General features: G+C 67.4%; 13 protein-coding genes. 3 read left to right on the top strand and 10 right to left on the bottom strand.

Annotated features, from left to right (window positions below):
• The 10 genes from ER13_RS13295 to coxB form a co-directional block, all read right to left on the bottom strand.
• Positions 1-1,123, bottom strand: a 1,123-nt coding sequence (locus tag ER13_RS13295) for a pitrilysin family protein (protein ID WP_052005106.1), incomplete at its 3' end; no start/stop codon positions are given.
• A 50-nt stretch (positions 1,124-1,173) separates the two neighbouring features.
• Positions 1,174-1,887 carry an SURF1 family protein gene (locus ER13_RS13290; RefSeq protein WP_035309955.1) on the bottom strand — a complete coding sequence of 238 codons (714 nt, stop codon included), beginning with the start codon at positions 1,885-1,887 and terminating at the stop codon, positions 1,174-1,176.
• A complete protein-coding gene (locus tag ER13_RS13285) occupies positions 1,884-2,279 on the bottom strand; it encodes a DUF983 domain-containing protein (protein ID WP_035309953.1) in 396 nt (131 codons plus the stop codon). Before ER13_RS13285 ends, ER13_RS13290 begins: the two co-directional genes overlap by 4 nt.
• The gene (locus ER13_RS13280) at positions 2,276-3,184 is read right to left on the bottom strand and encodes a cytochrome c oxidase subunit 3 (RefSeq protein WP_008260260.1); all 909 of its coding nucleotides are present in this window, start codon (positions 3,182-3,184) and stop codon (positions 2,276-2,278) included. The genes ER13_RS13285 and ER13_RS13280 overlap by 4 nt, the downstream gene beginning before the upstream one ends.
• A gap of 265 nt (positions 3,185-3,449) precedes the next feature.
• Positions 3,450-3,869 carry an NUDIX domain-containing protein gene (locus tag ER13_RS13275; RefSeq protein WP_035309951.1) on the bottom strand — a complete coding sequence of 140 codons (420 nt, stop codon included), beginning with the start codon at positions 3,867-3,869 and terminating at the stop codon, positions 3,450-3,452.
• A 4-nt stretch (positions 3,870-3,873) separates the two neighbouring features.
• On the bottom strand, positions 3,874-4,422 hold the full coding sequence (locus tag ER13_RS13270; protein ID WP_035309949.1) for a cytochrome c oxidase assembly protein: 549 nt from the start codon (positions 4,420-4,422) through the stop codon (positions 3,874-3,876).
• Complete coding sequence (locus ER13_RS18730) at positions 4,419-4,589, bottom strand: hypothetical protein (protein ID WP_197019793.1); 171 nt, start codon at positions 4,587-4,589, stop codon at positions 4,419-4,421. The genes ER13_RS13270 and ER13_RS18730 overlap by 4 nt, the downstream gene beginning before the upstream one ends.
• A gap of 3 nt (positions 4,590-4,592) precedes the next feature.
• A complete protein-coding gene (cyoE, locus tag ER13_RS13265; protein ID WP_052005105.1) occupies positions 4,593-5,576 on the bottom strand; it encodes a heme o synthase in 984 nt (327 codons plus the stop codon).
• 87 nt (positions 5,577-5,663) lie between these two features.
• Positions 5,664-7,343 carry a cytochrome c oxidase subunit I gene (gene ctaD, locus ER13_RS13260; protein ID WP_008263055.1) on the bottom strand — a complete coding sequence of 560 codons (1,680 nt, stop codon included), beginning with the start codon at positions 7,341-7,343 and terminating at the stop codon, positions 5,664-5,666.
• A 15-nt stretch (positions 7,344-7,358) separates the two neighbouring features.
• Positions 7,359-8,405 (bottom strand): cytochrome c oxidase subunit II, encoded by a 1,047-nt coding sequence (gene coxB, locus ER13_RS13255; protein ID WP_197019792.1) that lies wholly within the window; start codon positions 8,403-8,405, stop codon positions 7,359-7,361.
• 273 nt (positions 8,406-8,678) lie between these two features.
• On the opposite strand from coxB, the gene ER13_RS13250 reads away from it, so the two are divergent.
• Genes ER13_RS13250 through ER13_RS13240 form a run of 3 tightly spaced genes read left to right on the top strand, consistent with a single transcriptional unit; the run spans position 8,679 to position 10,446 of the window.
• Positions 8,679-9,065, top strand: a complete 387-nt coding sequence (locus tag ER13_RS13250; RefSeq protein ID WP_035309943.1) for a PadR family transcriptional regulator — start codon at positions 8,679-8,681, stop codon at positions 9,063-9,065.
• A complete protein-coding gene (locus ER13_RS13245) occupies positions 9,062-9,667 on the top strand; it encodes a DUF1700 domain-containing protein (RefSeq protein ID WP_035309940.1) in 606 nt (201 codons plus the stop codon). The genes ER13_RS13250 and ER13_RS13245 overlap by 4 nt, the downstream gene beginning before the upstream one ends.
• Complete coding sequence (locus ER13_RS13240; protein ID WP_035309938.1) at positions 9,664-10,446, top strand: DUF2807 domain-containing protein; 783 nt, start codon at positions 9,664-9,666, stop codon at positions 10,444-10,446. Before ER13_RS13245 ends, ER13_RS13240 begins: the two co-directional genes overlap by 4 nt.
• The last annotated feature ends 166 nt before the right edge of the window (positions 10,447-10,612 follow it).

The raw sequence follows: 10,612 nt of genomic DNA, 5'->3' as shown, positions 1-10,612 counted from the left end.
GCATCCGACCGCCGACCGCCCGCACGGCCTCGACCGTCTGGGCCTCCAGTTGTTCGGTCATGGAGAGGCTGGACCGGGGCGCGCCGAAGATCAGGGTCTGGGCCGCGTTGCGTCCTGCCCGGCTCATCGGGTTCTCGTCCGACATCCACAGCCCGGCCTTCATCACCGCCTTGGCCCGCGACAGCTCCTTCTCGGTCGGCCCGGTCTCGGCCAGGGCCCGCACCTCGGCCGCCGCCACCTGGGCCAGTTCCCTGGCCCGATCCGCCGCCGCCCCGGCGTAGATCCCCAGCACCCCGGTGTCCTCGTAAGGCTCCTGATAGGCGTCGATGGCGTAGGCCAGGCCCCGCTCCTCGCGCGCGCTCTGGAACAGGCGCGAGGCCATGCCCCCGCCCAGGATCTCGCCGAACAGCCGCATCGACGACAGGGCCGGATCGGTCGCCGACAGGGCCGGCAGCTGGAACACCAGATTGGCCTGTTCGATCTTGCGCGTCAGGGTCGCATGCCCGCCGACGAAGGCCGCCGGCGCCGGGGCCGGAACCGGGGTCGCCACCGCGTCGCCGAACCAGCGCTCGGCCAGGGCCAGCAGTTCGCCCTCCTCCACCGCGCCGGACGCCGACACCACCATCCGGTCGGGCGAATAGAGCCGCGCGCGCCAGGCCTCGACGCTGGCCTTGTCGGCCGGCTTCAGGCTGTCGACCGAGCCCAGGATCGGCCGCCCCAGCGGCTGGCCGGCGAAGGCCCGCGTCTGCACCATCTCGAACACATGGTCGTCGGGCGTGTCGAAGGCCTCGGCGATCTCCTGGGCCACCACGTCCTTTTCGCGCTCGATCTCGGCGGGGTCGAGGGCAGGCCGGAACACCAGGTCCGACAGCACCTGCATGTTCAGCGCCAGGGTGCCCTCCAGCCCCCGCACCTCGAAACTGGTCCGCTCATAGCCGGTGGAGGCGTTGATCGTGCCGCCCTCGGCCTCGATCCGCTCGACGATCTCGCGCGCGGCCATGTCGCCGGCGCCCTTGAACACCAGATGCTCCAGCAGGTGCGACCAGCCGGAGCGATCCTCCGGCTCCCACCGGGCCCCGCCCTTGACGGTGACGACGACGGCCAGGGTCTTCAGGCCGGGCATGGGGTCGCAGATGACGCGGACGCCGTTGGACAGGGTGTGCAGGGTGGCGGTCAGGGGGTGTCTTTCTTCAGGCGTCTTCGAAGCAGGGCCACATAGAAGCCCGCCAGCACAATCGCCAGCCCGAACCAGGTCAGGGCGTAACCGAAATGATTGTTGGAAAAGGCCGCCGGCGGGGCGGACGGCTTCAGGGCGCCGAACTCGGGATTGGTCGGGCTGACGGCGAACACCGCCTCGGGCCGCACCGGGCCCTGGACCTTCAGGGCCTTGGCCATGGCCGCCGTGTCGCGGCCATAGAAGCGGCCGTTCGTCGGGGACGGCGTCATGCCGCCCGGCGGATCGAAGCGGCGGAACTCGCCGATCAGCACCAGCGGCAGGGTGGACTCCGCCACGCGCGGCCGGCCTGAAATCTCGTCGGCGACGAAGCCCCGGTCGATCAGCAGGCTGAAATCCGCATCGACGGGCCGGCAGGCCGAGATCAGCCGCACCCCCGCCACGCCGTCATGGATGGACTGCAGTTCGACATAGGGCGCGGTCGCCAGACCCGGACAGACGATCAACGCCTTGCGGAACTCCAGATCGCCCCCGTCCGGATCGGCCGCCAGCACCTGATCCAGCGGCGCGGGCGGTTTCGCCGCCGCCGCCTCGGACGCCGCGATCAGCCCCTCTTTCCACTTCAGCCGCTCGACCTGCCACAGGCCCAGCCCCATCAGCAGGACCAGGGCCGCGACCGTCAGCAGGGTCAATATCCAGGGAAACCGCCTCATGTCTGGTTCCTGTATTGCAAACCGATCATCAGCCCCCGGCCCGGCCGCATCAGCGCCAGCGACAGGGCCACCACCAACGGCAGCCAGACGATCAGGTGCAGCCACATGGGCGGATGGAATTTGATCTCGACCACCAGGGCCGAAAACCCGACCAGAAAGCCCGCGATCTGCATGATGAAACTGGCCGGCCCGTCGCCGGTCTGGATGGTGGCGTAGTCCAGCCCACAGGCCTCGCATCCCGCCCGCACCTTCAGGAAGCCGGCGAACAGACGCCCCTGGCCGCAGCGCGGGCACCGCCCCTTCAGCCCCGCGCGCACGGCGGAAACGGCGACGGCGGGAGACGATCCCTCGTCCCCCGCCGCCGCGATCTTGTCGGTGGTGTCCGGGATCAACCGAAGACGACGTAGACGAAGGCGAACAGGAACAGCCAGACCACGTCCACGAAATGCCAGTACCAGGCCGCCGCCTCGAAGCCGAAATGCTTCTGCGGGGTGAAGTCGCCGGCCAGCAGACGGATCAGGCAGACCGCCAGGAAGATGGTGCCGATCAGGACGTGGAAGCCGTGGAAACCGGTCGCCATGAAGAAGATCGACCCATACAGGCCCGAGTTGGCGGCTTCCTCATTGAAGAACAGGTGCTCGTGCAGGATGTGCTGGTATTCATAGGCCTGAACGCTGGTGAAGAAGACGCCGAGGGCCACGGTGATGATCAGGGCGATCTTGGCGCCCTTGCGGTCGCCGACCTGGATGGCGTGGTGGGCCCAGGTGACGGTGCAGCCGCTCAGCAGCAGGGTCACGGTGTTCAGCAGCGGCAGTTGCCAGGGCGACAGGACCTCGACCCCCTTGGGCGGCCAGGTCGACCAGGCCTTGGCCGTGTCCGCCCAGGTCCCGACTTCCGGGGTCAGGGCCCGTGATTCATGGAACAGGGCCATGTCGAAGAACATCCAGAAGAAGGCGACGAAGAACATCACCTCCGAGGCGATGAACAGGATCATGCCGTAGCGCAGGCCGATCGAGACGACCGGCGTATGGTCGCCCGCCTTGGATTCCTTGATCACGTCCGACCACCAGCCGATGGCCGACAGCAGCACCCCCGCCAGACCGGCGAAGAAGACGCCCGGCTTGCCTTCGGCCAGGAAGTTGGCGGCGATCGGCCCGTTCTCGGCCGGCGCCAGCCCCTTCATCCAGATCACGGCGCCGATGAACATGATGGTCGCCGCAATGGACGACAGCAGCGGCCACGGACTGGGCGGCACGAGGTGATAGTCGTGGTGCGGAGCGGCGTGCGCGTCGGCCATGCGTTTCATCTCTATATTGGGCTGGCGATGAACTCGCCTTATCCCCCAGCTATAACCGCCGCTTTTGCGTCGCGCCAGTGCGCCGCCGTGTTTCCGCCGCGATCTCCGGGCTGCTCCCAAACGCGTCACCCTCGGGCTTGTCCCGAGGGTCCACCTGTCCGCCGCACCTCAGGTCGGGCGAGGGTCCGGTGTCTAAACTCCACAGCTTGTAATCGCATTAGGCGTGGACCCTCGGGACGAGCCCGAGGGTGACGGGGTTGCGGCGCTACACCCGCGCCTTCAGGGCCTCAAAGGCCGTCTTCGAGAACACCGACAAGGGTTGCGGCAGATCATCCAGCGCGAACCAGCCGATCTCCGACAGCTTGTCCGGCTCGGTCAGCCACGGCTCGCCGGCGAAGTCGCGCGCCAGATAGATCAGCGACACCCAGTGCTGGCGATCCGCCGCGATCACCTCTTCGGTCACGCACAGGAACTCGACCGCGCCGATCGTCAGGCCGCTCTCCTCTTCGGCCTCGCGACGCGCGGCCTCGGCGGAGATTTCCATGTGATCGACCTTGCCGCCGACGATGTTCCAGTGTCCCGCCTCAGGCGCCTTCAGCCGCTTGCACAGCAGCACCCGCCCGTCGGCGCGCTGGATCACGAGACCGCAGCCCACGCCGGGGAAATCCACACCCGGTCGAGCCATGGACTCAGGCGTTCGGTCCCGCCGGCGCATCGACCGACGGATAGAAGGTGTAGCTCAGGGTGATCTCGCGCGCGCCCCTGGCTTCGCGGTCCGTGGCCAGTTCGGGGGCGATGAAATACTGGACCGGGAATTGGCGCGTCTCGCCCGCCGCCAGGGTCTGATCCGAGAAGCAGAAGCATTGCAGCTTCTGGAAATAGGGGCCAGTGTATTCCGGCACGACATTGTACCCGGCCCGCACCTGGATCGGCTGGTCCGAGGTGTTGGTGACGTCGAAATAGGCCAGGCCCGTCTCGCCGATCCGCACCCTTTGGGTCGTCTGTTCGGCGCGGAAGGTCATGGGCAGGCCGCGCACGTTTGTGTCGAACCGCACCAGCACCGTCTGGTCCAGCACCGTGTCCGGCGCCTTTTCGGCGCGGCGCACCGTGCCGTCGAAGCCCGTGACCTGGCAGAACATCCGGTACAGGGGCACAGCCGCGAAGGCCGCGCCCGTCATCCCCATCACGCCCAGGACGCAGACGATGGCGATCAGGTTCTTGCGGCCGGGATTGTTCATCGCGGCGCCCCCGTCGCCTCTTGCAACAGGGCGCGCTCGGCCGCCTGGTTCTGTTGCAGGCGCAGGACCGTGGTGGTGAAGACCAGGACGATGAAGGCCACCAGGGCCGTCGCGATCCAGACGTTGCGGCGCTTGCGGGCGCGCAGTTCCTCAGGGCTCAGACGCATGGTTCAGGCTCCCAGGCCCGCCACCGCCTCGACCAGGAGGGCCGAGAACAGGGCGACCAGATACAGGATCGAAAAGGCGAACAGGTCACGCGCCGGTTTGGCCTGGACCTTCACATCATACAATGCGGCCTCGCGTCCCACGGTGTCGGCCTTGTCCGGCTCGTCGCCGGCGCGCGAGCGGTACAGCCGCCAGGCCAGGCCCAGGAAGCCCAGGCCGCCGGCGACCGACACCACGGCGTAGATCATCCCGCCCATGCCCACCAGGGCCGGGGCCACGGCCGAGGCCACGAAGACCAGCGAATAGATCAGGATCTGCAGCCGGGTGGACCTGGCCCCCCGCGCCACCGGCATCATCGGTATGCCCGCCTTGGCGTAGTCGCCGGCCGAATACAGCGCCAGGGCCCACGAGTGCGGCGGGGTCCACAGGAAGATGATCAGGAACAGCAGCCAGGCCTGCCACGGCGCCTGGCCTGTCGCCGCCGCCCAGCCGATCACCGGCGGAAAGGCGCCCGCCGCCCCGCCGATGACGATATTCTGCGGCGTCCGGCGCTTCAGCAGCAGGGTGTAGAAGCCGGCGTAATAGACGATGGTCAGGGCCAGCAGCCCGGCCGCGAACCAGTTGGTGTTCATCCCCAACAGCATGACCGAGAACAGGCTGAGGATGACGCCATAGGCCATGGCGTCATTCTTGCGAACGCGTCCCGCCGCCACCGGCCGACCGCGCGTGCGCCGCATCAGTGCGTCGGTCTCGCCCTCCAGCGCCATGTTCAGCGACCCGGCGGCGCCCGCGCCCACGGCGATGCACAGGATGGCTATGGCGGCGACCAGCGGGTTCATCGATCCCGGCGCCATGACCAGCCCGGTCGCGGCGGTGAAGACCACCACAGACATGACGCGCGGCTTCAGCAGCTGGAAGAAGTCTTCCGGCTGGGCGGTCGAGAGCGCGGGGCGGGTCTGGACGTCCTGGGTCATGGGTTCGGGTGTCATGGGTGAGGGCCGCATAGCATACCCCAAAGCAGAAGGCCGCCCCTTCCGTGGAAAGAGCGGCCCGCCGTTCGGGATGTCAGCCCGGGATCAGTGCTCGTCGCCCTTGACCACCGGCAGTTCGTTGAACTGGTGGGTCGGCGGCGGCGAGGACAGGGTCCATTCCAGGGTCGTGGCGCCCTCGCCCCACGGATTGGCGACGCCCGGCCGGCGGCGAATGGCGGCCTCGGCCAGCATGACCAGGAAGACCAGCACCCCCACGGCCGTGATCGCGTAACCGATCGACGAGATCTGGTTCCACAGGGTGAAGGCGTCCGGGTAGTCGATATAGCGGCGCGGCATCCCCTGCAGGCCCAGGAAATGCTGCGGGAAGAACACCAGGTTCACGCCCACGAACATGATCCAGAAATGGGTCGCGCCCAGGAACTCGTTGTACTTCACCCCGAACATCTTCTCGAACCAGTAGTAGAAGCCCGCGAAGATGGCGAAGACGGCGCCCAGCGACAGCACATAGTGGAAGTGGGCCACCACGTAATAGGTGTCGTGCAGGCTGTAATCGATGCCGGCGTTCGACAGGACCACGCCGGTCACCCCGCCGACGGTGAACAGGAAGATGAAGCCGATGGCCCACAGCATGGGCGTCTTGAAGCTGATGGACCCGCCCCACATGGTGGCGATCCAGCTGAAGATCTTCACCCCGGTCGGCACGGCGATAATCATGGTCGCGGCGATGAAATAGGCGCGCAGGTTCACGCTCATTCCGACCGTGTACATGTGGTGCGCCCAGACGACGAAGCCGACGAAGCCGATGGCCACCATGGCGTAGGCCATGGCCAGGTATCCGAACACCGGCTTGCGGCTGAAGGTCGAGACGATGTGGCTGATGATGCCGAAGCCCGGCAGGATCAGGATGTAGACCTCCGGGTGGCCGAAGAACCAGAACAGGTGCTGGTACATGATCGGGTCGCCGCCGCCGGCCGGATCGAAGAAGTGGGTGCCGAAGTTGCGGTCGGTCAGCAGCATGGTGATGGCGCCGGCCAGGACGGGCAGCGACAGCAGCAGCAGGAAGGCGGTGATCAGCACCGACCAGGCGAACAGCGGCATCCGGTGCAGGGTCATGCCCGGCGCGCGCATGTTCAGGATGGTGGTGATGAAGTTGATCGCCCCCAGGATGGAGCTGGCGCCCGCGACGTGCAGGGCGAAGATGGCCAGGTCGAAGGCCGGGCCGACGTGGCCCACCGTCGACAGGGGCGGATAGGCCGTCCAGCCCCCGCCGAAGCCCTTGCCCGGCCCGCCGTCGACGAACATCGACAGGATCAACAGGCACCAGGCGGCGACCAGCAGCCAGAAGGAGATGTTGTTCATGCGCGGGAAGGCCATGTCCGGCGCCCCGATCATGATCGGCACGAACCAGTTGCCGAAGCCGCCGATCATGGCGGGCATGACCATGAAGAAGATCATGATCAGGGCGTGGGCGGTGACCACCGCATTATAGCCGTGCTTGGACTGCTCCACGAGACCCAGAAGCTGGATCGACGAGCCTTCCTTGAAGATCTGGATTCCCGGCTCGGCCAGCTCCCAGCGGATCAGGCCCGACAGCGCCCCGCCCACGATGCCCGCCATGATGGCGAACATCAGATACAGGGTGCCGATGTCCTTGTGATTGGTGGACAGGAACCAGCGCGTGAAGAAGCCCACCTTGTGATCGTCGTGGTGGTGAGCGTCGTGGGCGGGAAGGACGTCGCGGGTCGAAACGGTTGCGTCAGCCATGTAACTGCTCGCCTCTTACTGGGCGGCCGGCGCGGCGGAGGCCGCGGCGGGAGCGGGTTGAACGGTCTGCGCGGTCGGCGTCGTCGCCGTCTGGGCGGTGGGTACGCCGGTCTGGGCGCCGGCTTCGGGGCCGGCCGTCGCCGTCCCGACCACGGGGGCGCCGGTCGTGCCGGCCTCGACCTGGGCGGCGGTTCCGCCCGGCGCGGCCTCGGCCGTCTTCGGCGTCATGGAGCCGCCCTTGGAGGCGATCCAGCGTTCGAACTCGGCCTGGGTCACGACATTGATCTGGATCGGCATGAAGGCGTGATCGACGCCGCACAGTTCCGAGCACTGGCCGTAGAAGACGCCGGTGCGCTCGGCCTTGAACCAGGTCTCGTTGACCCGGCCGGGCACGGCGTCGGTCTTCAGGCCGAAGGCCGGCAGGGCCACGGCGTGGATGACGTCGGACGCCGTGATCAGCAGACGCACCGTCTTGCCGACCGGCACCACCATCGGCTCGTCCGCCGCCAGGCGATAGACGGCGTGCGACAGACCGCGCTCGGCCAGTTCGCCTTCCGGCACCATGTTGGAGATGTATTCGGCCACGCCCTGGTCGGGATATTCATAGGCCCAGTTCCACTGGTTGCCCGTGACCTTCACCGTCAGATCCGGTTCCGGCATGTCGTGATAGGCGAACAGCAGGCGGAAGGAGAACAGCGAAATCCCCACCAGGATCACCACCGGCAGAACGGTCCAGATGATCTCGACCGTGGTGTTGTGGCTCCAGCGCGCGGGCGTCGGATTGGATCTCTTGTTGTAGCGGAACACGATCCAGGCCAGCAGGCCCAGCACCAGCAGGGTGATGCCGGTGATGACAGGCATCAGGACGATGTCGTGGAACCAGATGGCGTCGTGCTTCAGCGGCGCGGCGGCCGGCTGAAGATCGATGCCGCCCGGCGTCGGCTGGCCCATCAGATCCTGCGCCCACGTCGGCGCGGCGGAGAACAGTGCGATCCCGACGGCTGTCGTCGCCGCCGTCGCTCCTGCCTTCGCTCTTCCCAGGGCTCGCGTCCCCATTCCCATACGAAGTCCCCACAATATCGTTTTTCAGCAGAGACTTGAGAACGAATCTCAAGTCTTCGCGCGGGCATGTTCTCCACCCGTCACTTCCTTGAGTCCCTATCGGATCGCCCTTCGCTTGCCAAGCGATCCGCGCTCCATCCGCCGCAAACTCGCCCCAAACCCGTTCGCCCCCTCATCGAACCCCGTTGGATTAAACCTTCGTCATGTTTAAACAGGTACCTTGCGTCGCAAGGTACCTTGTCGTACTCAATCTCCATCAAAGGAGACATCGAGGTGACCGAAACCATCGAGATACAGCTGAAGAAGGGGGTTCTGGGATTGTGCGTCCTGGCGCTTCTGAACCGGGCCGACAGCTACGCCTATGAGATCGCCAGCCGCCTGTCGGACGCGATCGATATGGGGGAAGGCACCATCTACCCCCTGATGCGGCGGATGCAGTCGGACGGACAGGTCGAGACCTATCTGGTCGAATCCTCGTCCGGCCCGTCCCGCAAATACTATCGCCTGACCGACGCCGGACGGACGGCCCTCGCCGCCCAGACCGCCGAATGGTCGGCCTTCACCCAAGCCGTCGACGCCGTCCTGGCCAGCGACGCAACCACGATCCAGACGCCGGCGCCCCAGGCGGCCGACGCTCAACCGGAGGGAACGGAACAATGACGCGCGCGGAATTCATCGCCCGTCTCAGAAGCGGCCTGGTCGGATTGCCGACCGCCACGGCGGCCGACATCGTCGCCGACTATGAGACCCATTTCGCCGACGGCCTGGCCGCCGGCCGCACCGAGGCCGAGGTGGCCGCCGCCCTGGGCGATCCGGGCCGGCTGGCCCGCGAACTGAAGGCCGAGGCCGGGATCCAGCGCTGGCGCCAGGAGAAGAACCCCTCCGCCGCCGCCGCCGCCGTCTTCGCGGTCCTGGGCCTGGGGGCAGTCGACATCCTGATCCTCCTGCCCATTCTGATGGGCGTGGTCGGGACCCTCTTCGGCTTCTTCATCGCCGCCATCGCCCTGTTCATCTCGGGCGGCGGCGTCATGGTGGCCGGTCCGTTCGCCGGCTTCCCCGGCGGCCCGTTCGCGGCGGTCTTGATGGGTCTGGGCCTGATGGCCGGGGCCGTCTTCATCGGCGCCCTTCTGACCATCGTCACCATCTGGCTGGTCAACGGGATCGTCTGGTTCGCCCGCCTGCACTACCGGCTGCTCAAGCCGGCGCTTGAACCCCAATCCGACGCCCAGTCTGACGCTACGAGCACGGGAGGCTCGCTATGATCCGCACACTGTTCATCATCGCCGGCGCCGCCCTGGTGCTCTGCCTGGTCACCCTGGGCGGGGCCATCGCCCTCGGCGGCCACGACCTGCAACGCCACGGCTGGGCCTGGACCATCAAGGACCGGGACGGCGAGTCGATCCGCTTCGAACGGGTCAGGGGCGGCGGGACCGACGATCTCGGCCCCTTCACCACCCGCACCCTGGCCTGGACCGGCGGCGAGGCCCTGACCATCGATTCCAGCATCGACGTCGAATACGTCCAGGGGCCGGCCAACACCGTGGTCATCACCGGGCCCAAGGGGCTGACCGACCGCGTCACCCTGACGGACGGCCGCCTGTCCATGGGCGACGGCGACGAACGGATCGTGTTCGGCTGGGACAACGGAAACTTCTCCGCCCGGTCGGAACGCGACGAACTGCGCGTCGTCGTCACGGCGCCCAATGTCCGCCGCTTCGCCTCCAACGGCTCGGGCGACCTGGACATCAGCGGCTATGACCAGCCCTCGATGGCCCTGTCGATCTCGGGTTCGGCCGATGTCACCGCCTCAGGCCGCACCGACGCCCTGGACCTCGACATCGCCGGCTCGGGCGACGCCGATCTTCGGGCTCTGGACGCCAAGGACGCCAAGGTCGACATCGCCGGCTCCGGCGACGCCGACATCGCCCCCACCGGCGACGTCCAGGTCAGCATCGCGGGCTCCGGCGACGTCAGCCTGGCGACCCGCCCCGCCAAGCTGACCAGCGAAATCGCCGGCTCCGGCGACGTCTATCAGAACTGATAAGGACCAGACCCTCCCTCGCTTGCGGGGGAGGGTCCGCGACTGCATGAACGTGGTGCGGGGCTGAACCTTACAGGCCCCCTCCGTCACGGCGCTCTGCGCCGCGCCACCTCCCCCAAGGGGGGAGAAATGCGAACACCGAAATCCTCCCCCCTTGGGGGAGGTG

This window comes from Brevundimonas sp. EAKA (assembly GCF_000698025.1).
In the GTDB taxonomy this organism is placed as follows: Bacteria; Pseudomonadota; Alphaproteobacteria; order Caulobacterales; family Caulobacteraceae; genus Brevundimonas; species Brevundimonas mediterranea_A.
The sequence above is the reverse complement of the archived record's forward strand: the minus strand, read 5'-3'. Positions and strand labels throughout refer to the sequence as shown.

What these genes read in the sequence shown, in the direction of transcription:
- ctaD (WP_008263055.1), bottom strand. Translation starts at nt 7,343, where the DNA reads ATGGCTGACGCAACCGTTTCGACCCGCGACGTCCTTCCCGCCCACGAC.
- ER13_RS18730 (WP_197019793.1), bottom strand. Translation starts at nt 4,589, where the DNA reads ATGCGTCTGAGCCCTGAGGAACTGCGCGCCCGCAAGCGCCGCAACGTC.
- ER13_RS13245 (WP_035309940.1), top strand. Translation starts at nt 9,062, where the DNA reads ATGACGCGCGCGGAATTCATCGCCCGTCTCAGAAGCGGCCTGGTCGGA.
- ER13_RS13270 (WP_035309949.1), bottom strand. Translation starts at nt 4,422, where the DNA reads ATGAACAATCCCGGCCGCAAGAACCTGATCGCCATCGTCTGCGTCCTG.
- cyoE (WP_052005105.1), bottom strand. Translation starts at nt 5,576, where the DNA reads ATGACACCCGAACCCATGACCCAGGACGTCCAGACCCGCCCCGCGCTC.
- ER13_RS13290 (WP_035309955.1), bottom strand. Translation starts at nt 1,887, where the DNA reads ATGAGGCGGTTTCCCTGGATATTGACCCTGCTGACGGTCGCGGCCCTG.
- coxB (WP_197019792.1), bottom strand. Translation starts at nt 8,405, where the DNA reads ATGGGAATGGGGACGCGAGCCCTGGGAAGAGCGAAGGCAGGAGCGACG.
- ER13_RS13280 (WP_008260260.1), bottom strand. Translation starts at nt 3,184, where the DNA reads ATGGCCGACGCGCACGCCGCTCCGCACCACGACTATCACCTCGTGCCG.
- ER13_RS13275 (WP_035309951.1), bottom strand. Translation starts at nt 3,869, where the DNA reads ATGGCTCGACCGGGTGTGGATTTCCCCGGCGTGGGCTGCGGTCTCGTG.
- ER13_RS13240 (WP_035309938.1), top strand. Translation starts at nt 9,664, where the DNA reads ATGATCCGCACACTGTTCATCATCGCCGGCGCCGCCCTGGTGCTCTGC.